The organism is Actinoplanes sandaracinus (assembly GCF_030009775.1).
In the GTDB taxonomy this organism is placed as follows: domain Bacteria; phylum Actinomycetota; class Actinomycetes; order Mycobacteriales; family Micromonosporaceae; genus Actinoplanes; species Actinoplanes sandaracinus.
Genome location: NZ_JASCTH010000006.1, coordinates 1 through 20,840, shown reverse-complemented (window position 1 = coordinate 20,840; position 20,840 = coordinate 1). Strand labels below are relative to the sequence as shown.

18 protein-coding genes and 1 tRNA gene are annotated in these 20,840 nt (G+C 69.1%); 12 read left to right on the top strand and 7 right to left on the bottom strand.

What is annotated here, in order from left to right; all coding sequences use genetic code 11:
- The first annotated feature begins 5 nt into the window (after positions 1 to 5).
- The 3 genes from QLQ12_RS10450 (at position 6) to QLQ12_RS10440 (ending at position 3,524) form a co-directional block, all read left to right on the top strand.
- Positions 6 to 1,340, top strand: a complete 1,335-nt coding sequence (locus QLQ12_RS10450; protein ID WP_282758986.1) for a hemolysin family protein — start codon at positions 6 to 8, stop codon at positions 1,338 to 1,340.
- Positions 1,341 to 1,349: 9 nt separating this feature from the next.
- Positions 1,350 to 2,390: a hemolysin family protein gene (locus QLQ12_RS10445; RefSeq protein WP_282758985.1), complete on the top strand. Its 1,041-nt coding sequence runs from the start codon at positions 1,350 to 1,352 to the stop codon at positions 2,388 to 2,390.
- Positions 2,391 to 2,501: 111 nt separating this feature from the next.
- Entirely contained in the window at positions 2,502 to 3,524 is a 1,023-nt protein-coding gene (locus tag QLQ12_RS10440) for a LamG domain-containing protein (RefSeq protein ID WP_282758983.1), read from the top strand.
- 62 nt (positions 3,525 to 3,586) lie between these two features.
- On the opposite strand, the gene QLQ12_RS10435 is transcribed toward QLQ12_RS10440, so the two are convergent.
- Positions 3,587 to 4,792, bottom strand: coding sequence for a helix-turn-helix domain-containing protein (locus QLQ12_RS10435; RefSeq protein ID WP_282758981.1), 1,206 nt, complete (start codon positions 4,790 to 4,792; stop codon positions 3,587 to 3,589).
- Positions 4,793 to 4,955: 163 nt separating this feature from the next.
- Here QLQ12_RS10435 and QLQ12_RS10430 point away from each other — a divergent pair, with 163 nt between their 5' ends.
- Both QLQ12_RS10430 and QLQ12_RS10425 read left to right on the top strand, forming a co-directional pair.
- Positions 4,956 to 5,852, top strand: a complete 897-nt coding sequence (locus tag QLQ12_RS10430) for a hypothetical protein (protein ID WP_282758980.1) — start codon at positions 4,956 to 4,958, stop codon at positions 5,850 to 5,852.
- Positions 5,812 to 7,287, top strand: a complete 1,476-nt coding sequence (locus QLQ12_RS10425) for a M4 family metallopeptidase (RefSeq protein ID WP_282758979.1) — start codon at positions 5,812 to 5,814, stop codon at positions 7,285 to 7,287. The genes QLQ12_RS10430 and QLQ12_RS10425 overlap by 41 nt, the downstream gene beginning before the upstream one ends.
- Positions 7,288 to 9,178: 1,891 nt before the next feature.
- On the opposite strand, the gene QLQ12_RS10420 is transcribed toward QLQ12_RS10425, so the two are convergent.
- Together QLQ12_RS10420 and QLQ12_RS10415 are read right to left on the bottom strand one after the other, a co-directional pair.
- Positions 9,179 to 9,252: transfer RNA gene (locus QLQ12_RS10420), tRNA-Gly, on the bottom strand.
- A 116-nt stretch (positions 9,253 to 9,368) separates the two neighbouring features.
- Positions 9,369 to 9,872, bottom strand: a complete 504-nt coding sequence (locus tag QLQ12_RS10415; protein ID WP_282758978.1) for a pyridoxamine 5'-phosphate oxidase family protein — start codon at positions 9,870 to 9,872, stop codon at positions 9,369 to 9,371.
- Positions 9,873 to 9,947: 75 nt separating this feature from the next.
- Here QLQ12_RS10415 and dcd point away from each other — a divergent pair, with 75 nt between their 5' ends.
- Positions 9,948 to 10,526: a dCTP deaminase gene (dcd, locus tag QLQ12_RS10410; protein WP_282758976.1), complete on the top strand. Its 579-nt coding sequence runs from the start codon at positions 9,948 to 9,950 to the stop codon at positions 10,524 to 10,526.
- A 53-nt stretch (positions 10,527 to 10,579) separates the two neighbouring features.
- Here the strand turns inward: dcd and QLQ12_RS10405 are convergent, their stop codons facing one another.
- Positions 10,580 to 11,062: a YcxB family protein gene (locus QLQ12_RS10405; RefSeq protein WP_282758974.1), complete on the bottom strand. Its 483-nt coding sequence runs from the start codon at positions 11,060 to 11,062 to the stop codon at positions 10,580 to 10,582.
- Positions 11,063 to 11,161: 99 nt separating this feature from the next.
- Between QLQ12_RS10405 and QLQ12_RS10400 the strand changes: the two genes are divergently transcribed.
- Entirely contained in the window at positions 11,162 to 11,443 is a 282-nt protein-coding gene (locus QLQ12_RS10400; RefSeq protein WP_282759384.1) for a YciI family protein, read from the top strand.
- 108 nt (positions 11,444 to 11,551) lie between these two features.
- Here QLQ12_RS10400 and QLQ12_RS10395 read toward each other — a convergent pair whose 3' ends face one another.
- Positions 11,552 to 12,094, bottom strand: a complete 543-nt coding sequence (locus tag QLQ12_RS10395; RefSeq protein WP_282758972.1) for a phosphoribosyltransferase — start codon at positions 12,092 to 12,094, stop codon at positions 11,552 to 11,554.
- A 124-nt stretch (positions 12,095 to 12,218) separates the two neighbouring features.
- Between QLQ12_RS10395 and QLQ12_RS10390 the strand changes: the two genes are divergently transcribed.
- The 3 genes from QLQ12_RS10390 (at position 12,219) to QLQ12_RS10380 (ending at position 18,279) form a co-directional block, all read left to right on the top strand.
- On the top strand, positions 12,219 to 13,349 hold the full coding sequence (locus QLQ12_RS10390) for a PP2C family protein-serine/threonine phosphatase (protein WP_282758970.1): 1,131 nt from the start codon (positions 12,219 to 12,221) through the stop codon (positions 13,347 to 13,349).
- A gap of 424 nt (positions 13,350 to 13,773) precedes the next feature.
- Positions 13,774 to 15,630, top strand: coding sequence for an acyl-CoA dehydrogenase (locus tag QLQ12_RS10385; RefSeq protein WP_282758969.1), 1,857 nt, complete (start codon positions 13,774 to 13,776; stop codon positions 15,628 to 15,630).
- Between the two features lie 162 nt (positions 15,631 to 15,792).
- Positions 15,793 to 18,279: a S8 family serine peptidase gene (locus tag QLQ12_RS10380; protein WP_282758967.1), complete on the top strand. Its 2,487-nt coding sequence runs from the start codon at positions 15,793 to 15,795 to the stop codon at positions 18,277 to 18,279.
- 6 nt (positions 18,280 to 18,285) lie between these two features.
- Here QLQ12_RS10380 and QLQ12_RS10375 read toward each other — a convergent pair whose 3' ends face one another.
- On the bottom strand, positions 18,286 to 18,804 hold the full coding sequence (locus QLQ12_RS10375; RefSeq protein WP_282758966.1) for a SixA phosphatase family protein: 519 nt from the start codon (positions 18,802 to 18,804) through the stop codon (positions 18,286 to 18,288).
- Positions 18,805 to 18,918: 114 nt separating this feature from the next.
- On the opposite strand from QLQ12_RS10375, the gene QLQ12_RS10370 reads away from it, so the two are divergent.
- Complete coding sequence (locus QLQ12_RS10370; protein WP_282758965.1) at positions 18,919 to 19,191, top strand: DUF6458 family protein; 273 nt, start codon at positions 18,919 to 18,921, stop codon at positions 19,189 to 19,191.
- A 55-nt stretch (positions 19,192 to 19,246) separates the two neighbouring features.
- Here QLQ12_RS10370 and trhA read toward each other — a convergent pair whose 3' ends face one another.
- Positions 19,247 to 19,924 (bottom strand): PAQR family membrane homeostasis protein TrhA, encoded by a 678-nt coding sequence (gene trhA, locus QLQ12_RS10365; RefSeq protein WP_282758963.1) that lies wholly within the window; start codon positions 19,922 to 19,924, stop codon positions 19,247 to 19,249.
- A 257-nt stretch (positions 19,925 to 20,181) separates the two neighbouring features.
- Here trhA and QLQ12_RS10360 point away from each other — a divergent pair.
- Positions 20,182 to 20,840, top strand: a 659-nt coding sequence (locus QLQ12_RS10360) for a LamB/YcsF family protein (RefSeq protein WP_282759383.1), incomplete at its 3' end; no start/stop codon positions are given.

The following is a 20,840-nucleotide window of genomic DNA, read 5'->3' as shown; positions in this document are numbered from 1 at the left end:
CGATCATGGACGGCCTGTTCCTGACCGCGGTGCTCCCGTTGGCGGCGTTTGCGCTGCTCACGGTTGGCAACGCGTTCTTTGTGGCAGCCGAGTTCGGGTTGGTCACCGTCGATCGGGTCGAGATCGACGTGCGCGCCACAGCGGGTGACCGCCAGGCCGCCCGGGTGCGCACCGCCCTGCATGAGCTCTCCTTCCAGCTCTCCGGGGCGCAGCTGGGCATCACGCTCACCGCGCTGCTCACCGGATACCTCGCCGCACCGGCCCTCTCCAAGATCTTCGCCCCGCTGGTGGAGCCGCTGGCCGGCTCGTCCACCGACACCGTCACGCGCGTGGTCTCCCTGATCGCGGCGACCCTGATCTCGATGCTCTTCGGCGAGTTGGTGCCCAAGAACGCCGCCCTGGCCCGCCCGATGGGCATCGCGCTGCGCACCGCCGCACCGCTGCGTGGCTTCTCGATCGTCTTCAAATGGCTGATCGCCGCCCTCAACGGCACCGCGAACTGGCTGGTCCGCCGTCTCGGCATCGAACCCCAGGAGGAGCTGGCCAGCGCCCGCTCACCGGAGGAACTCGGTCTGCTCGCCGCGATCAGCGCCTCGGCCGGCGCGCTCCCCACCGAGACGGCCGTCCTGCTGCGCCGGACCATCCGGTTCGGCGAGAAACGCGCGGCGAAGGCGATGACGCCGCGCGTCGACGTGGTCGGGCTCAAAACCACCGCGAGCGTCGCCGACCTCATCACGGTCGCGCGCGAGACCGGGCACACCCGCTTTCCGGTGTACGAGAACACGCTCGACGCGGTCACCGGGGTGGTCGGCGTGAACGACGCCCTCGGAGTGCCACCCGAGCGCCGGGCCGTGATCCGTGTCTCCGCCCTCGCGCGGGAACCGGTCTACGTGCCGGAGAGCCTGAGCCTCGACAAGGTGCTGACCGCCTTGCGCGCGGCCGGCGCCGACCTGGCCATCGTGGTCGACGAGTACGGCGGCACCGACGGCGTGGTCACCGTCGAGGACCTGATCGAGGAACTGGTCGGGGAGATCGCCGACGAGCACGACACCGACCTCGGCGAGACCGGCACGAGTGAGCTGACCGCCCCCGGCGGGGAGAAGACGTTCGTGGTCGACGGCCTGCTCCGGGAGGACGAGGTGCACGAGCAGACCGGCTTCCGGTTGCCCGAGGGGCCGTACGAGACGCTCGCCGGTTTCCTCCTGGCCCGCCTCGGCCACATCCCGATCGCCGGCGAATCGCTGGAGGAGAACGGCTGGGAGTTCACCGTGCTGGAAGTCGACCGGCACCGGATCGAGCAGGTCCGCGTGGTCGTGCCGCCGGAGCCCGTCGATGAGTGAGTTCGCGGCATGAGTGAGCTGTTGTTCGTGGCGATCCTGCTGGTCGGCAACGGCCTCTTCGTGGGCGGCGAGTTCGCCCTGATCGCGTCCCGGCGCACCGCCCTGGAACCGCTCGCCGAGACCTCGCAGGCGGCGCGCTGGGCGCTCTCCGCGATGAGCCAGATCCCCCTGATGATCGCCGGAGCGCAGCTCGGCATCACGATCTGCACGCTGGTGCTCGGCGCGATCGCCGAACCCACCGTCGCGCATCTGCTGGAGGACCCGTTCCGTGCGGTCGGCCTGCCGGAGAACGCCGTACACCCGATCGCCTTCGTGCTCGCGCTGATGATCGTGACCTTCCTGCACACGGTGGTGGGCGAGATGGTGCCGAAGAACATCACCCTGGCCGGCCCGGAGAAGTCCGCGCTCATCCTCGGCCCGTTCATGCTGGCCTTCTGCAACGCCACCAAGCCGCTGCTCAACGCGATGCGCTGGGCGTCCAAGATGATCCTGAAGATCTGGAAGATCGAGACGACGGACGCGGTCAAGACCGTCTTCACCGCCGAGGAACTCGCCGGCATGGTCACCCAGGCCCGCAGCGAGGGCCTGCTCGGCTCCGAGCAGTACGCCCGCATCCACGCCGCCCTCGGCCTCAGCAGCCTGACCGCCGCGGACACGCTGCTGCCGTGGTCGCGGGTCACCACGGTGGCCGCCGACGTGTCCCCGGCGACGCTGGAGGCGGTGGCGACCCGCAGCGGCCGCTCACGGTTCCCGGTGGTCCAGCGCGACACCCGGCGGGTGCTGGGATTCGTGCACGTCAAAGACATCCTCGGGTACGGCGGAGCACAGCGCCGCCTGCCGATCCCGGCTGAGGTGATCCGGCCCCTGGCCGTGGTGCCGCCCGATCGGAGCCTCGCCGACCTGCTGCTCACCATGCGGCGGGACCGGCTGCACATCGTGCTGGTCAGCGACGGGCGGCGGCCCCTCGGCGTGATCACGCTGGACGACGTGCTGCACGCGGTGATCGGAGAACCGGCCGGGGCGGCACATCCGGTGTCACGGATACGGTGATCTGCGTTACCCCGGATCGGCTTCGGTGGTTCGGGCGAACCCTTTCGAGTGCTTTTGCCGCGAGCCGGTGCGCCGGACCATCACGCAGGTGGTAATCGGGACAATAGCCTCATGCTTCACACTCGACGGCGTGCCGTACCGATCGGCGCCCTGTCAGCGGCACTCGTCCTGGCCGGGGCCTCCCTCCTCGTCACCCACACCCCGTCCGTCGCCGGACCACCCGCCACGTCATCCGTCCGCAGTCAGACCCCGGCAGCCTCCTCCGGCCGGACCGCTTTCTCGCCGGGCCCCGCCCGTACCCCGCTCCCGCCCCTGTCCCTCCCAGGCTCCGCTTCGCCCGCGACCGTTCGGGGCACCCTTCCACCCGTCGCCCCGGGCGCGGGCAGGCCCGGAACCGTGCAGGCGGTGCCACCGGCCCGGCCCGGCTTCCTCAGCAATGTCAGCACCTTCTCGGCACCCCTCCCGCCTGGGCGGATCCGGGTCGCGGACGGGCCGTTCGCGGTGCACTACGACTTCAACGGCGGGGTAGGCCGGCCGATCTCCGATTCCCGGGGCGGACACGAGTTGCGGCCGCTCGGACAGAACGGGGGAGCGCTCCGGCTCGTACCCCAAGGGTCCGGTCTTGCCGTCGCCTATCCGGACCGCTGCACCCTGCCGCGGGAGTGGGCCTGCCCCCGGGCGATTCTCGAAGGCCTGCGCGACGACAGCCTCAACCCCGGCCGCCGCCCGCTGCGCTACGGCGCCTCCATCCGGATGACCCACGCCGACCTGGCCGACGGCGCCAACGTGCTGCAGAAGGGTTACTCGGTCGGTGGTGTCAGCCAGTACAAGCTCCAGGTCGACCACCGTCAGGGCCATCCGAGCTGCGTGATCGCCAGCCAGCGTGCGCACATCTACCGTGCCGAGCCCTGGGTCGACGTGGCCGACGGGACCTGGCACGACCTGGAATGCCGCCGCACCCCCACCCGCCTGATCATGCTGGTCGACGGCACCCCGCGCGCCTGGGTTCCGGTGCCGCCCCAGCTGACGATCGCCAACGCGGAACCACTTCGGGTCGGCGGCAAGGGGCCCGCCCCCGGCAACGACCAGTTCGCCGGCGCCATCGACGACGTCTTCATCGCCATCGGCGACTGACCGAGCCGCCGTCGGCGACTGACGAAGTCGCCGACGGCGATGAGCAATGCTTGCGGACCGCTTCAGTTGGCCTGCATGCGTTCGTAGAGGGCTCGCACCTCCGCGCCGCCGGCCTGCCGGCGGGACCGGTCCAGCAGCGTTCGGATGGTCTCCGCCAGCTCGGCCGACGTACGCACGTGCTGAGGGGCGATCCGCTCCGCGGTCAGCAGGAAACGGATCGCCTCACGATCCCGTCCGCCGATGCGGGTCAGAGCCCGGGCGGTGTCGGCGTAGTAGAAGACCTGCCGCACGCCGGCCGGGATAGCCGCCGGATCGGTACGCCGGGCGATCTCCACGACCCGGAGCGGGTCGCCGTCGTCGGCTTCGATGCTCATCCGCCAGATGTCCACGTTGGTGGGTCCGAAGAACATGCCCATCACGTTGGTCTCGCCGGTGCGGCGGGCCATCCGGGCCGCCTCGGTCAGCCAGTCCATGCTGTCGTCGAGTCGCTGCCGGCACCGGCTGGCCAGCGCGGCCACCAGATGCAGTGAGCCGAGCACCTCCGGTCCGCCGGGCCGGCTCAGGTGCCCGCTCAGGTCGTCCACCGCCCGCTCGGCGAGCGTCTGCCCCCGCTGGTAGGAACCGCAGGCGACGGCGGCCCTGGCCAGCGCGTACGCCGCATGCCCTCGAAGCACCGGGTCGCCGGTCGCGTCCGCCGCGTCGCGGCATCGCTCCGCGCCCAGCCAGGCGTCCGCGGGATGCCCGAGGCTGCGCAGCACCGTGGAGGCGATGTGGGTCGCGTCGCAGAGCAGCCGCAGCGCCTCGAGATGATCCGGTCCGGCCGTCTCGGTGTGCAGGTCGCGCAGCAGGTCCGGGAGCAGGCGGGCGGCGCCGGCGTAGTCGCACGCCTGATGCAGGGCGTCGGCCAGGGCGGCGCTCCGCCGCAGTTCGGACATCGACGGTGCGGGCCCGGCAGGTGGCTCGGTCAGGTCGATGTCGACCAGTGCCCGGCGCAGGCCGAGCACCCCGGCTCGGGCCGCCGCGGTCGCCCGGTCGGGGGCCGGAACCCCGGCGCCGGCCAGATCGGCCGGCGCGCATTCCAGCGCCCCGGCGATGCCCGCCAGCATGAATCGGTTGTCGGCTGTCTGCAGCCCCCGTTCGATACGACTCCAGGTGGCATGTGAGACACCGGCCCTGCTGGCGGCGTACCGGACGCTCCACCCGCGAAGCAGGCGGCGCGCACGGATCTGATCGCCGACCGCGGGGTCGGCGCTCCGTCGTAGGGTCATGCCGCCGACGTTAACGCCGCCTTCCGGCCGAGTGGTTCATCTCTGTACCACCGCGTGCGACCCGGTGGTGATCGGGTGTCCGGCACAACGATTTTGCCCCGTTTGGCTCGGTCTGGAATGGTGCGTCGTGCACTTGGCGGTATCAACACGGGGCAATATAGGAATGAGTCGAAGAAATTCGACGCGGTTGCGGCTGGCCGTCACCGGCGTCGCCACCGTCGTGACCGGCGCGGGTGTCGCGTTGGTCATTGCCGGGACGCACGGGCCCGGGACATCCGCGCAGGACTCCGCCGCTTGGAAGGCGGGAACGTCGTCGTCCGCCCGGCCCGCGGCGTCGTCATCCGCGGAGGTTCCCGGTACAGGTGCGACAACCGGCAGCGGACGCTCCCAGCCGGACCAGCCGGACCAGCCGAGCCCGGCGCAGGGCAGACCGAGCCCGAAGAAGGCGGCCACGCAGGCGAAGGAGATCGTCGTCGGTGACCGCGCGCTCGTGCGCGGTGTCGCGGCGGAGGATTACCAGTCGAGTTCCGCGCTGGTGGAGAAGGACGGCAGCCGGCACGTCCGCTTCGATCGCACCTACCGGGGGTTGGAGGTGCTCGGCGGTGACTTCATCGTGCACTCCGGCCCCGACGGCCGGCTCCGGGACACGACGCTGACTCAGAGCGCGACGATCTCGGTGTCGACCACACCCGACGTGACCGCGGCGAGAGCGGCCAAGGTGGCCGAGGCGAAGTTCACCGGCAAGGAGCCTCGGACCACCCCGACACTGGTCGTCGACGCCGGTGACGGCGCGCCGCGGCTGGCCTGGCGGGTGCTCGTCGAAGGGCTCGACGCGAGCGCGATGACCGTCGTGGTCGACGCGACGACCGGCGCCGTTCGCCGCGCCTACGACAACGAGCGCACGGAAGCCGGGAGCGGGCACGGCCAGCACTCCGGGAAGGTGTCGCGGAGCACCACCCGCCGTGCCGACGGCACGTTCGAGCTGATCGACCCCGACCGGGGCGGCAGCGAGGTCCGCGATGCCCGCGGCATGGACCTCGATCGACACGGTGGCGCATGAGATGGCGCACGGAATCACCTCCGCCACCGCGGACCTGATCTACGCCGGTGAGTCCGGCAGCCTCAACGAGGCGGCCAGCGACATCTTCGGCGCGCTTGTCGAGTTCCACGCCGACAACCCCGCCGACCCGCCGGACTACCTGCAGAGTGAGCAGCGGAACGGCGCCGACAAACCGCTGCGCTTCATGGATGACCCGGCCAAGGACGGCGAGTCGCTGTCGTGCTGGACGCCGGCGCTCAAGAGCCTGGACGTTCACCACGGCTCCGGCGTAGGGAACAAGTTCTTCTACACCCTCGCCGTGGGCAGCGGTAAGTCGAAGTGGGGCGACAGCCCGACGTGCGGCGGAGCCCCGGCGGTCACCGGCATCGGCAACGACAAAGCCGGCAAGATCTGGTACCGGGCTCTGACCACGTACATGGTGTCCTACACCAACTACTCCGCCGCCCGCGAGGCCACGCTGAAGGCCGCCGCCGATCTGTACGGCGCCGACAGCAGCGAGCGCAAGGCCGTGGACGCGGCATGGAAGGCTGTCGCCGTCGACGGATCCGATCCGGTCGCGACGGGCCCCCAGCCGACGGATCCCAAGCCCGGGACGCCGCCGCAGCGTCCCGCGATCGAACAGCTTCCCCCGGTGTACGGCGTGGCAGGCAAGCCGGTCACGTTCACCGTCAAGGCGTACGACCCGCAGGACGACCCGGTGACCTACAGCGCCACCGGACTGCCTGCCGGGCTGACGCTGGATCCCGCGACCGGCCGCGTCACAGGCGTGGTGGCCGAGCCGACGACGGCCGTTCCAGAGGTCACGGCCAAGGACCCGGCCGGGAACTCCGCCATGACAAAGCCATCGATCTACATCTTGCCGCCTCTGACGGTGAACAGCCCGGGGCAACGGATCGGAATCGTCGGATCGACGGAGTTCGTGAAGCTGAAAAGCAGCCACGACGAGGTCAAGTACACCGCCACGGGACTGCCACCCGGATTGACGCTCCGACCCGGGGAATCCTTCATCTCCGGGTCTCCCACCACCGCCGGTACCTCGACGGTGGTCGTCACCGCCACCGATCCGGCGGGGCAGCGTGCCTCGGTGACCTTCGAATGGCGGGTGTACGCCAAGGTCTCGGACATTCCGCGGCCGCCGCGCCCCTCGAGCGGGCCGAGCGCCTCCTCCAGCCCGTCCGCTCCGCCCGGTTCCGGGTCGAGTCCGAAACCCGCTGCTCCGTCGGCTTCCCGTTCGTCATCGGGGCCGGCTGCCGGAGGTCCGTCCACCTCGCCGGCAAGCTCGCCCGCCACCGAGCCGACAGCCGCGGCGGACGGCCCGCTGGCGTTGACCGGTGCGAATGTGGCCGGGCTCGCCGGCATCGGCGCACTCTTCGTCGTGGTGGGTGTGCTGCTGGTGACCGTGCGACGACGGCGATCCGAGGCTCCGCGGGCCTGACGGCTGCTGACGCGACCGGACAGTGGGCCACGCCGAGCGTGACCCGCTGTCCGGTGTCCGCACCTCCACGACAGCCCGGCAAGGTGATGACAGCGGGTTGCCGAGGGCGAGGGACCGGCCGTCGCGGTGAGCCGATGGCCGGGCCGATGGTCGAGCCCTTTTTCGGCATGGCCTAGAACGACGGAAGCCCTGGCGGGACATATGTCCTGACCAGGGCTTCCGTATGTGGAGCGGGTGACGGGAATCGAACACGCGCTGTCAGATTGGGAACCGTACAAGGCCCCTGGTGATCACCCTGGATCACAGCTCAGCGGGAGATCGAGTGGCCTGGAATGCCCTCAAGTAGCCCGCCGTAATGGCCCGTATCTTGGATGAGGGGCAGGCGGTCGGCGTGGCCAGGCGGGAGGCACTTTCTCCCGACTGCCCCACCGTTTACGCAGCTCAGGTCACATCGGGGGCACGGGGGGGGACAGGGCCAACTTCGGTATTTCGCTCGGGCGTCATTCCATAGTCATTATTCGATGACGGCGATTCGTTTGGTTGATGGCGAGATCGCTGTCCAGGAATCGGATCTGGGTCCGGGCGAACAGGTCGATGCCGGTCATGGCGAGTGGGAGCCAGGCTTGATTGATCGCGGACCGAGCTGGTCGCGGTCCGCATCGCTTCTCGGACCGGTTCGGTGGTCGCGGCGATACTGAATCGGATGTCGAGGTGCCTGTCGCACCCGCCCTGCTGCTGCCGCAGTCCGGCCAATACTTGGCTGAACGCGCTGGTCAAACCGGTCGCATCGGGCGAGTAGCCGGGTGCCGGCGGCGTGACCGACCAGCAAGTGCCTTCCGCGACGGGTTACCGGGGCTCTTAACAAGCCTATTTCTCCTGATCAGAAGGCATTCTGCATTTCCGGCCCCTTTTTAGGATAGCCCTTAATGAAAAGCCGAGGCTAGGGCGGAAAATTCACCTGACGCAACTATTAGATCCATGATATCTACTGGATCTCTCTGCGTGCAACCTATATATTGACACACCAATATTGGGAGTGAGATTGATCACATAGTGGAGTTGCTCAATGTGTGTACATCGGCATCACGAACTGTTAACGTCGATCTTGCTCGATTGATCGCGCTGATCAATCAAACACACGGGAGGAAACGAATGAAGCAGGCTATCACTCGTACGGCTATCGTCTCGATTCTAGGGACGATTGCCGTCGGTGTCGGTGCAACTCCTGCATTCGCGGCCACCACAGCCCCCAGCTGTATCGGGCGCACTATTCACAATGCTGACTCGGACACCAACCCCGTGGGAGTCACCCTCAAGAATAACTGCGGCTCCACTAAGAAGGTGCGAATCATTCTGGACTGGGGCACCGATTCACCGTGCATCACCCTTGCGGCAGGGGCCACGAAGACCTGGTACTCGCTGAGTGTCCTCGCGGACTACGACAAGACGGTCCTCTGCTGATCAGGAAAGATCGCCAGCTATAGGTGAAGTTGCGGTACGGGCTATTGCTCGTACCGCAACTTTATTTTGCGGCGATTGTCAAACCGTACGAGACCCCCTGGTGATCACCCTGGATCACAGTTCAGCGGGAGATCGAGTGGCCTGGAGCGACCTCAAGTAGCCTGCTGCATTAGCCCGCTAGTGGCTTGGATCTTGAATGAGGGGCACGCCAGCCGGGAGGCCGATCACGGGATCGCCGACGCGATGGACCGGGCGGTAATGGCGGCCCCGGCGCAAGCCGAGCAAGCGCAAAGGCGAAGTGGGTTGTCGATGGCGGCGAACGGCCCGCCGAGGCGGGCTAAGGCCCGTTAATGGCCCATCCCCGGTTCAGCATGGCCTAGAACGACGGAAGCCCTGGCGGGACATATGTCCTGACCAGGGCTTCCGTATGTGGAGCGGGTGACGGGAATCGAACCCGCGCTGTCAGCTTGGGAAGCTGATGTTCTGCCATTGAACTACACCCGCAAGCTGCTCCACTGTACCTGATTCTCCGTTGTGGTGAAGGCGCGGCCCCGGGATCTGTGGTGGTTGAGTGGCAGAGGTGGCGAGGCCGTTTCGCGGACGGTGGGTGGCTTCGCGGGTCAGCTGGCGACGGCGAGCGGGCGTAAGGGACGCGGGGCGTGCCAGGTCTGGGCGTAGGCCGGAAGAAACGGCGTGGCGGCCAGCGGCAGGGCGCCCGCCGGACCGTGCCGGCGGAGCATGGCGGTCTCGACCGTGAGCTCGAAGAGCCGCCAGTCGACGTCGGGTGAGGCGTGCAGGGTGCCGGCCAGGTGGGTGACGACCCGTGGGTCGCGGACGGGCAGGGCATGGCCGGTGAGGCAGGCCTCGTCGTCGTTGTCCTCGGGCGGGTAGGCGTGGAGGGCGTATCGCCCGTCGCGCTCCAGGTCGCGGCGTTTCGGCGAGTCGACGACGAAGCAATAGAGGCCGCCGTCGGTGAAGACCGGCGAGATGGGGTGGACCCGCGGGCCGCCGTCGGGACGGATGGTCGCCAGATAGCCCATGCCGGGCCCGTACTGCTGGAGGAGCGCTCGGATGCCGTCGGCGAGCGCCGGCTCGGCGACGGCGAAATCGGACCAGGAAGCCATGCGGCCATTCTATCGAACATACGTTCGACCCGGCCACCAAACACGCCGATCCGGGCAGGTCGGTATGGTGTTGCGATGCTGCTCTCCGACCGTGACCTGGTCTCCGAAATCAAGTCCGGAGGCTTCTCGCTGGAGCCCTTCGAGCCGTCGCTCATGCAGCCGTCCAGCATCGACGTGCGGTTGGACCGCTTCTTCCGGGTGTTCAACAACCACCTCTACACCCACATCGACCCGGCGGAGCAGCAGGACGACCTGACCGCGCCGGTCGAGGTGGAGGACGGTCAGCCGTTCGTGTTGCATCCGGGCGAGTTCGTCCTGGCGTCCACGCTAGAGGTGATCACTCTCGGACAGGATCTGGCCGCGCGGCTGGAGGGGAAGAGCAGCCTGGGCCGTCTCGGCCTGCTCACCCACTCGACCGCCGGCTTCATCGACCCGGGCTTCTCCGGGCACGTCACGCTGGAGCTCTCCAACGTGGCCAACCTGCCCATCAAGCTCTGGCCAGGGATGAAAATCGGTCAGCTGTGCATCTTCCGGCTGTCCAGCCCGGCCGAGCACCCCTACGGTTCCGCGGTCTACGGGTCGCGTTACCAGGGGCAGCGCGGTCCCACGGCGAGCCGCTCGGCACAGAACTTCCGCACCTGGTCCACCCACTGACCGACGTCGGCCGTACCCCGATCGAGTGTTCGGGCGTACCCCGACCGGGTCTTTCAGTGAGCCAATAGCCGGCGGACCCGGAGCCCGCCGGCCGAGGCCGCGCCGAGGACCTGTTCGATCTCGGCCGCGCTGAGCCCGGCTGTCGGCACGGGCAGGAAGCGGGCGCCTCGCATGCTGAAGAGCAACTGCCCGGACAACTGCTCGACGGACCGGAAGGCGCGCCAGGCGTACGCGTGCCGGCTCACCGCGTCGGAGCTGGCGACGCCGCCCTCGCTGATCTCGTAGGTGGTCAGGCGTGCGGCCCGCAGGCTCTGCGCGGTCCGGTTGAGCAGGACCACGGGAACCAGCACGGCGAGGGCCGCTCCGGTGGCCGTCAGCGCCGGGTCGAGGTCGCCGGTGGTGACCAGCAGAAGCACCGCGAGCAGCAGGAACGCCCATCCGGCAAGCCGGGCCGTCAGCACCGGCCGTCGCAGGCCGTGCCGGGCGGCGGCCGCGATCAGCGCCGGATCGGAAACCGCGGTGATCTGAATCTGCACCCCGGAAAGGTAGCTGTCACCAGGGCGAATCAGTACCAGCCGGACGGCCGAGGGCCGGGGTGGCACAGTCGGCGGATCTACGATGGCGGCGTGTATCTCATGATTTCGACCTACCTGAAGCCGCTCACCGAGGTGGACGCGGCGCGTGCGGACCACCTGGCCTTCATCGCCGACCTGGAGAAGGGCGGTTACGCGGTCACGGCCGGCCGGATCGACCCACCGACCGGGGGCATCATCCTGCTGGACGTCGACACCGAGGCGGAGGCGCAGGAGCTGATCGCCGCGGACCCGTACGTGCGGCAGGGCCTGGCCACCTACACCGCGACGGGCTGGCACCCGACCCGGGGCGCTCTCGCCGGATATCAGCGGACCCGCGACTGAGAAGCCGCCCGGCGCGCCCGGGAAACGCGGGCCTCCGTGCCGGTCAGGGGCCGGCCGCCGAAGGTCCGGTGGACGGCGTGGTCCACGTTGGTGAGCGCCGGGAGTGCCTTACGGGTCGAGGTCCATTCCGGTCAGCAGACTCCTGATGGCCAGCTCGGCGGAGATCGCGGGCGGGCACTCGTCGACGATCACCGCCACGCCCAGGTACCGCGTTCCGAGGAGTTCGCGCAGGCCGCGGGCCTGGGCGCCGGTGGCGGCCCAGTCGTCGACGACGAGAACGCGGTCGTCCGGCCCGACGAGGTCGCGCCGGATCCCGAGTCGCTGCACGTCGCCGCGGTGATCGGCGGGAACGTCGGCCCAGATCATCGGTTCGGCGATGGCCCGGCGGGCTCCGGCCCGGTACGCCTCGACGAACCCCACCCCGAGGGCCCGCGCCACCAGCGGTCCGACCATGAACCCGGTGACCTCGGGCGCGACCACCACGGTCGGCCGTTCCGCCTGGAAGAGGGCGGCCAGAGCCGGGCCGAGCCCGTCCAGGATCTTCGGGTCACGCCACCAGCCGGAGCGATCGCTCACCATGTAGTCATGGCTGGGGCCGAGGTCGGTCCAGCGGAAAGCCGAGCGGAGAAGGTCACGGAGATCGTCGGTCACGGGGACATCCTGTCACCGGCTGTCGCCCTTCTTTGGACCGACCGAATGACAACCAAAGCGACGGTGGGTCAGAACCTGCTCAGCCTAGGGGTCAAGTTGATGCCCGACGTCAGGTCGATCGGGCATGCTGTTCCGCGGAACCATGCGTACTTTCATGGCGGGACGACGCCCGCTGAGCCCAGGGAACCGCGCCGGCCTCGGCGCGGCCCTCGTGCTGCTCGCCGTCGTGTCCGCCGTGGAACTGGCCGACGGCCCCTCGGCGCACTTCGTCGGCCTGCTCGCGGCGGTTCCCTTCCTCGCCGCGGTCTTCGCGGTCTGGCAGCTGGTGCTCGGGGCGGGCGTGTTCACGACCGTGGTCGGGGCGGTCTTCGTCGGCGTGTCCGACCCTCAGCAGGGCATGGCCGGCCTGGTCAACCTGATGGGGATCGTGCTGGCGACCGGTGTGGCGGCCGCCGGGGCCACCGTCCGGGAGCGGCAGTCCGAGAAGATCGCCGAGCTGTTGCGCCTGGCGGCGGTAGCGCAGCAGGCGGTGCTGCGGCCGATCGGTCCGCAGGTGGGGGCCCTCGCGGTGGCCGGGCGGTACATCTCGGCGACGGCGGCGGCGGACATCGGCGGCGACCTGTACGAGGCTCTCAACACGCCGTACGGGGTGCGGATCATCATCGGGGACGTACGCGGGAAGGGCCTGGACGCGGTCCGGCTCGCGAGCATCGTGCTCGGGTCGTACCGGCATGTCGCGTACGAGCGAGCCGATCTGAAGTCGATCGTGCAGGACCTGGACCGGGCGGTGGCCCGCAGCGTCGGCGATGAGGACTTCGTGACCGCGGCCCTGGTCGAGGAGCGTGGCGGCACGCTCACCATCGTCAACTGTGGACATCCGGCGCCGTTGTTGCTGCGCCGTGGGCAGGTCATTCCGCTGGAGCCACCGGCGCCGGCCCCGCCGCTCGGGTTCATGCCGGAGGTGAAGGCGCGGGTGGAGCGGCTGGAGCCGGGCGACCGGCTGCTGTTGTTCACCGACGGCCTCGGCGAGGCCCGCCGGGAGGGTGAGTTCTTCCCGACGGCCGACCGGGCGTGGCGCCTGCTGGGCCATGGCACGGTCGGGGACGGTCTGGCGTCGTTGGAGACCGCTCTGACCGACTGGGTCTACGGGCGGCTCGAGGACGACATCGCGCTGGTACTGCTGGAGTACGCCGGCCCGGACGGCGGCACTGCCGTTCCGGTGCCGAGCTGGGAAGTCGGAGCTGCGGGCAGCTGACTCAGGCCGCGTGGTCCTCGGGTTCGGCCGGCGCGGCCGGTGAGGTCGGCGCCGGTCCCGGCGGAAGCGGATCGGGCTGCCGATGCCGCCCGACGTAGTTTCGTGGCTGGCTGGCCTGACGCGGCTCCGGAATCAGGCCCTTGAGCGTTGCGAACATGGCGTCCCCCTGTTCGTAGCTGTCTATCCGGTGAAACGAGCCGTCTCCGCGGGCGATACGTGGGACGCGTGTCGAAGTAGGCAAATGGCCGAACGGCTGTATCCGCTGCCACCTGATCGGCGACGTTTGGCCCACGAACCGACGGACAAGCCACCCCTACCGGTGAGTTCGACCGGAAACCCTGCCCGGGTTGTCGTTGGCTACCGATGAGTAATACAGTGGGGTTACTGACGGGTAACTCGCGTCCGGAGAGCGGGGCCAAGCACCATGACGCACTACAAGAGCAACCTTCGTGACCTCCAGTTCAACCTGTTTGAGGTGTTCGGAGCAGAGAAGGCGTTCGGCCAGGCGCCGTTCGACGAGATCGACGTGGAGACTGCCCGCGACATCCTCGCGGAGGTCAACCGGCTGGCTCGGGAGGATCTCGGGGCCAGCTACGTCGACAGTGACCGCAACCCTCCGGTCTTCGACCCCGCGACGCACACCGCGCCGCTGCCGGAGTCGTTCAAGAAGTCCTACGAGACGTTCATGGCTTCCGAGTTCTGGCGGCTCGACCTGCCGGCCGGCATCGGTGGCACCTCCGCTCCGCGGAGCTTCTACTGGGCCATCGCCGAGCAGATCCTGGGTGCCAACGCCCCCATCTGGATGTACGCGTCGGGTCCTGCCTTCGCCAACGTCATCTGGCACGAGGGCACCGAGGAGCAGAAGGAGTGGGCCAAGCTCTTCGTTGAGAAGCAGTGGGGCTCGACCATGGTCCTCACCGAGCCGGACGCCGGCTCGGACGTCGGCGCCGGCCGCGCCCGCGCCATCCCGCAGCCGGACGGCTCGTGGCACATCGAGGGCGTGAAGCGCTTCATCACCTCGGGTGAGCACGACCTGACCGACAACATCATCCACTACGTGCTGGCTCGCCCGGTGGGCGTCGAGGGCGTCGGCGGTCCGGGCACCAAGGGCCTCTCGCTCTTCATCGTGCCGAAGTACCACTTCGACCCGGCGACCGGCGAGCTCGGTGAGCGCAACGGCGTCTACGCCACCAACGTCGAGCACAAGATGGGCCTCAAGGTCTCGAACACGTGCGAGATGACCTTCGGCGAGCACGGCACCCCGGCCAAGGGCTGGCTGCTGGGTGAGCAGCACGAAGGCATCCGGCAGATGTTCATGATCATTGAGAACGCCCGGATGATGGTCGGCACCAAGGCGATCGCCACCCTGTCGACCGGCTACCTGAACGCGCTGGAGTACGCGAAGAACCGCGTACAGGGCGCCGACCTGGTGCAGAACGGCGACAAGGCGGCCCCGCGGGTCACCATCACCCATCACCCCGACGTGCGCCGGTCGCTGATGACCCAGAAGTCGTACGCCGAGGCGCTGCGTGCCCTGGTGATCTACACCGCGACCTGGCAGGACAAGATCGCGATCGCGGAGGCCGCCGGCGACGAGAAGGCCGCCAAGATCGCCAGCAAGATCAACGACTTCCTGCTTCCGCTGGTCAAGGGCGTCGGTTCCGAGCGGGCGTACGAGCTGCTGGGCGCCGAGTCGCTGCAGACCTTCGGTGGTTCCGGCTTCCTCCAGGACTACCCGCTGGAGCAGTACGTCCGGGACGCGAAGATCGACACCCTGTACGAGGGCACGACCGCGATCCAGAGCCTCGACCTGATCTTCCGCAAGATCGTCAAGGACAACGGCCGGGCGCTCGGCACCATCGCCGGCGAGATTCAGGGCTTCATCGAGAGTGAGGCCGGCAACGGCCAGCTCAAGGACGAGCGGCTCGCCCTCGGCAAGGCGCTCGGCGAGATGCAGAGCATCCTCGGCACCACGCTGGGCTGGCTCCAGGCCGTCCAGGGCGGTGAGTCCCGTGAGCTGTACAAGATCGGCCTGAGCTCTCGCCGGATCCTGCTCGCCCTCGGCGACGTGGTCCTCGCCTGGCTGCTGCTGCGCCAGGCCGAGGTGGCGCTCAACGCGCTGAACGGCGAGGTCTCCGAGCCGGACAAGAAGTTCTACACCGGCAAGGTGGCCGCGGCCCGGTTCTTCGTCCGCGAGATCCTGCCGCGGATCGGTGCCGACCGCCGGATCATCGAGAACACCACCCTCGACCTGATGGACCTGGACGAGGACGCGTTCTGATCTTCTGAAGCTTTTCCCACTCTCCTGAAAAAGACGTAGGCCGGCGGACAACGAAGTCCGCCGGCCTACGTCTTTTCGGCCATTTTCGACGCTACGCAACCGTACCGTCGTGCGTTATGATGATCATCATTTTTATGCTGATCACTGGCGCGGGGGCCATCGGTGCGCATCGTCTCCACATCTCTTGCCGCTCTTCTCCTGACCGGGCTCACCGCCGTTCCGGTGTCGGCCGCTGACACCACCACCCGCCTCGTCGTCGGGCTCACCGACAGCGCCGACCCGGCCGTCGTGGTGGCCGCGCTCGGCGGGCGAGCATCCGAGCCGCAGGCTGTGCCCGGATTGAAAGCGATCACCGTCACCGTGCCGACGGCCGAGCGGGCGGCCGCGCTCTCCACCCTGGCCGCCGACGCCTCGGTGCGGTACGCGGAGGCGGACGGCACCGTCGTCGCCGACGCCGACCCGGACGAGGCGTCGAACCGGCGATCCGGATGGAACAACCAGATCCCGTTCTCCTGGACCTGGAGCACCGGCAGCCCGTCGGTGACGGTGGCGGTCGTCGACAGCGGCGTCTCCCCGACCGACGACCTGAAAGGTCCCCGGCTGCTTCCCGGCCGCGACCTCGTGGACGGCGACGCCGACCCGGCCGACGACGACAACCACGGCACCATGGTGGCCAACACCATCGCGGCCCAGCACGGCAACGGGGCCGGCGGGACCGGCGTCTGCGGCAGGTGCTCGATCCTCCCGGTCCGGGTGCTGAGCCGGCAGTCCGGGATCGCGAAGGGATACACCTCGACCGTCGCGGCCGGCATCGTGTGGGCCGCCCAGCAGGATGCGCGGGTCATCAACCTGTCACTGAGCACGCCCACCCGCAGCCGCCTCCTCGAGGAGGCCGTGGAGACAGCGACTGCCGCCGGCTCCCTCGTCGTCGCCTCGGCCGGTGACGACTCCAGCCTCGCGCCGTACTATCCGGCGGCGATCGAATCGGTGCTGGCCGTGGGCTCGGCCGGAGCCGGCGGGCGCCCGGCGAACGCCTCCAACCGCAACGGCCACGAGTCCACCCCGTGGGTCGACATCGCGGCCGACCGGCACTACGAGGCACTGAACGCCCGGTCGCAGTCCCAGGTGATGCTCGGCACCTCGGTGTCGGCGGCCCTGGTGTCCGGTGTCGCGGCGCTCGGCCTCTCGGTGAAGCCGAATCTGGACGGCGCCGCCCTGCGTGCCGCGATTCTCGCCTCGGCGGGCCGGGGCGGCCGGATGGAGGCCGAGGACGCGCCGGTCCTCGACGCGGCCGGTCTGCTGCACGACCTGGGCGCCGCCGACGACGTCGCGCCGCAGATCACCTCCGTTTCCCCGGCCGACCAGCTGTTGCCGGGGCGGCAGTTCGCGGTGACTCCCAAGATCGTCGAGGATCATGCGATCCAGCGCTACGAGGTGGAGTCCGAAGGCCGGATCGTCCGGCGGAACCACATCTGGGAGAACTCGCTGGTGGTGACGCCGCCGGCGGACCGGAACGGGCCGCTCACCTACACCGTGCGGGTCTGGGACTACGCCGGGCAGATGGCCGAGCGCACCGCCACCGTGCAGGTCGACTCGACGCCGCCGACCGGAACGATCGACGCCCCGGCCCAGGGCATGGCCGTGCCTGCCGGGCCGGTCGACGTCGTCTTCACCTCCGCGACGGCCGAGAATCTGACCTTGGTGCGGGCCAACGACGTCGCGCTGACGCAGGACGGCCCGCGGCGCTGGATCGGGCGTATCACCCCGAACGGGCTCGGCCAGATCCACCTCAACGTGTTCGACGCAGCGGGCAACATGACCGACCTCAGCCGTACCGTCGTGGTGGACGATGTCGCACCCGGCGGCGTGATCGAGACGCCCTACGCCGGTGAGCGGATCCACGGGCCGGTGCGAGTCGTCTACACCGTGGCTACCACGGAGCAGATGCGCTCGGTGACGGCCAACGGGACGGCGATGACCCGGATCGGGTCGACTCGCTCGTGGGAGGCCACCATCGTGCCGCCCGCGACCGGCGACATCCGGGTGATCGCCGAGGACCTGGTCGGCAACCGGACCGAGCTGACCCACCAGGTCGTCGTCGACCTCGCCGGCCCGGTGGCGACCGCGATGAGCCCGGCGGACGCGGCACGGGTCCGCGGCACCTTCACCAGCACCCTGAGCGGCGTCAGTGACGTCTCCGGTGTAAGCAAGGCCGAGCTTTCGGTCAACGGCCTCTACGTCGGCACGGACACCACGGCGCCGTACGCGCTAGCGGTGCGGACCGGCACGTACAACGGCAACGTCGATCTTGCCTGGACACTGACGGACGGCTTCGGCAACACCCGGACCTACACCCGCCGGGTGACAGCGGACAACGCGGGGCCGGCGGTGTCGATCAGCAAGGGCCCGAGGAACAAGGCCCGGCTCAAGGGCACGACCAAGGTGTACGTGAAGGCCTCCGACGCCGGTGGTGTCGCCCGGGTCGAGTTGGTCGTGAACGGAAAGGTGGTGGCTCGGGACGTGAAGGCCGGTTACCTGCTGAGTTTCAACGCGTCGAAGCAGAAGCGGACGATGAAGGTGCTGGTCCGGGCGTACGACAAGCTCGGTAACGTGAAGTCCACGACCACCCGGACCTGGTACCGCAAGTAAGGTCTCTCAGCCGCGGGCGGTGTGCGAGCGGGTCAGGCGCATCGCCCCGGGCTGGGCCTCGGCCCACGGCTTCTCCCCGGTGTGGACGGCGATGCCGGAGGTCCGCATCTCCACCACCGTGCCGGAGTACTGGTCGTCGGGCAGCAGCAGAGCAGACACTTCGGACATCGTCGGGTTGTGGCCGACGACCAGGACCGTGCGAATATTGTCCGGCAGGGCCTGGAGCAGCGCGAACACCTCGCCACCGCGGCCCAGGTAGAGCGACTCCTCATAGTGGACCTCGGGCGCCGGGCGAGCCGACCGGCCCTGGAAGAGGGCGATCGCCGCGTTCTGCCACGTCTGCCGGGTGCGCTTCGCGGGGGAGCAGAGGACCAGGTCGGGGTGCAGGCGCTCGTCGGCGAGCCAGGCGCCGGCCGCGTCGGCGTCGGAGCCGCCCCGCTCGGTGAGGGCGCGGTCGAAGTCGTCGAAGTCGCCGGGCGTCTCGGCCTTGGCGTGGCGCAGCAGGATCAGCGTCCGCGTGGTCATCGGTACAGCTTGCCTGATTGGAACTTGAGGCGTGCGGGTAAACGCTCGATCGACGCATTCATCACGGTCGAGCGGGATCGCCCGGCCGGGCGGACATCCCCCGAGGAGGCTCCGATGGGCATCGGCGCAAGCATTTTCCTGCTCGCTCTGGGCGCGATCCTGGCGTTCGCCGTGGAGGCGGACATCAGTGGGCTCGACATCGGCGTGATCGGCTGGATCCTCATGCTGGCCGGACTCGCCGGCCTGGTCATCACGTTGGCGTTCTGGAGTAACCGTCGCCGCACCGTGGTGACCCGGACGCAGCAGCCGGCCACCGGGGCGGGTTACACGGAGTACCGCGAGGTTCGTCGCGACGACGTCCCGCCGCCCCCGCCGTCCTACTCCTGACGCACGAACGGCTCGGGCTTCGACGAAGCCCGAGCCGTTGTCGTCACGGTGCCGCCTAGGCGTACAGAGCGAAGTAGACAGCGATGTGGTGGCAGATCGCCGCCACCAGCGTGCACGCGTGGAAGAACTCGTGGTGCCCGAAGACGGTGGGCCACGGGTTGGGCCGGCGCAGCGCGTAGAAGACCGCGCCGACGGTGTAGATGACGCCGCCGACGGCGAGCAGGACCAGGCAGGTGACTCCGCCGACTTTCAGGACGTCCGGGACGATCGCGACGGCGACCCACCCGAGCGCGACGTAGAGCGGGGCGCCCACCCATCGCGGCAGGTGCGGCCAGATCACCTTGAGCGCGACACCGCCGAGCGCGCCGCCCCACACCAGGCTGAGCATGATGGCCTGCATCGCGTCGTCCAGCAGCAGGATGCAGAACGGCGTGTAGGTGCCGGCGATGAAGATGAAGATCATCGAATGGTCGGCCCGGCGCATGATCTGATAGCCGCGCTCGCTCCAGACGCGCCGGTGGTAGAGGGCGCTGGTGCCGAAGAGCCCACAGACGGTGATGCTGTAGAGCAAGCAGCTCAGGAACGGCGCGATGCCGGGCCGGCTCAACGCGATCGAGCTGAGCACGATGCCGCAGACCAGCGCGACGAAGAACGCGTACTGATGCAACCGGCCGCGGAGTCGCGGCTTGCCGAGGTCGGTCGGCTTCATCCGAAACGGGGCTGAGGTCGTCACGATCTCCAGGTTACGGCACCGTAGGTTACTGGTAGGTAGTGATGCCGGATACGGTTGCCGCTCGCGAGTGATTTCCGCATGAAGATACGACGGGCAAACGGTTGATCGTCCGTTTTGCCCGTATCGTACGGGGGAATTTATGGCACTCGCCCGGGTGTCTTCACGCTGCTCGGGTGGTGGCTACGCCGCTCGGATGGGTGCTTTTACGCCGCTCAAGTGGGTGCGCTCGGGGACTACCGTTGGCTTCCGTGAGTGCGATCGACCTGAACGCCGACCTCGGTGAGGGCTTCGGAGCCTGGCGCCTGGGTGACGACGACGCCTTGCTCAACGTGGTGACCTCGGCCAACGTGGCCTGCGGCTTCCATGCCGGCGACCCTTCGACGATGTACCGCGTGTGCCGGCTGGCCGTCGACAAGGGCGTGGCCGTCGGCGCTCAGGTCGGCTATCGGGACCTCGCCGGATTCGGCCGCCGCCGCATCGACTACGACCACGACGAGCTGCGAGACGACATTCTCTATCAGATCGGGGCGTTGGAGGCGTTCTGCAAGGTCGCCGGTGACCGTGTCCGCTATGTGAAGCCCCACGGCGCCCTATACAACACCGCCGCGGTCGACGAAGGCCAGGCCTCTGCGGTGGTGGCGGCCGTCCTGGCTTATGACCCGGCACTGCCGGTGCTCTGCCAGCCGGGATCGGTGCTGGCCCGGCACGCCGCGCAGAAGGGCCTGACCGTCGTCGGAGAGGGCTTCGCCGACCGCGGCTACCTTCCGGACGGTCGCCTGGTGCCGCGCTCGCGGCCGGACGCGCTGGTGCACGACCCGGACGAGGTGGTCACCCGGGTCCGGCGGATGGCCGTCGACGGCGCGGTGGTCGCCGTCGACGGCTCGGTCATCGCCTGCCCGGTCCGGTCGATCTGCCT

Excerpts from the sequence above, each read along its gene's own strand:
- QLQ12_RS10450 (WP_282758986.1), top strand. The coding sequence starts at position 6 with ATGGACGGCCTGTTCCTGACCGCGGTGCTCCCGTTGGCGGCGTTTGCG.
- QLQ12_RS10445 (WP_282758985.1), top strand. The coding sequence starts at position 1,350 with ATGAGTGAGCTGTTGTTCGTGGCGATCCTGCTGGTCGGCAACGGCCTC.
- QLQ12_RS10440 (WP_282758983.1), top strand. The coding sequence starts at position 2,502 with ATGCTTCACACTCGACGGCGTGCCGTACCGATCGGCGCCCTGTCAGCG.
- QLQ12_RS10435 (WP_282758981.1), bottom strand. The coding sequence starts at position 4,792 with ATGACCCTACGACGGAGCGCCGACCCCGCGGTCGGCGATCAGATCCGT.
- QLQ12_RS10430 (WP_282758980.1), top strand. The coding sequence starts at position 4,956 with ATGAGTCGAAGAAATTCGACGCGGTTGCGGCTGGCCGTCACCGGCGTC.
- QLQ12_RS10425 (WP_282758979.1), top strand. The coding sequence starts at position 5,812 with ATGCCCGCGGCATGGACCTCGATCGACACGGTGGCGCATGAGATGGCG.
- QLQ12_RS10415 (WP_282758978.1), bottom strand. The coding sequence starts at position 9,872 with ATGGCTTCCTGGTCCGATTTCGCCGTCGCCGAGCCGGCGCTCGCCGAC.
- dcd (WP_282758976.1), top strand. The coding sequence starts at position 9,948 with ATGCTGCTCTCCGACCGTGACCTGGTCTCCGAAATCAAGTCCGGAGGC.
- QLQ12_RS10400 (WP_282759384.1), top strand. The coding sequence starts at position 11,162 with ATGATTTCGACCTACCTGAAGCCGCTCACCGAGGTGGACGCGGCGCGT.
- QLQ12_RS10390 (WP_282758970.1), top strand. The coding sequence starts at position 12,219 with ATGCTGTTCCGCGGAACCATGCGTACTTTCATGGCGGGACGACGCCCG.
- QLQ12_RS10385 (WP_282758969.1), top strand. The coding sequence starts at position 13,774 with ATGACGCACTACAAGAGCAACCTTCGTGACCTCCAGTTCAACCTGTTT.
- QLQ12_RS10375 (WP_282758966.1), bottom strand. The coding sequence starts at position 18,804 with ATGACCACGCGGACGCTGATCCTGCTGCGCCACGCCAAGGCCGAGACG.
- QLQ12_RS10370 (WP_282758965.1), top strand. The coding sequence starts at position 18,919 with ATGGGCATCGGCGCAAGCATTTTCCTGCTCGCTCTGGGCGCGATCCTG.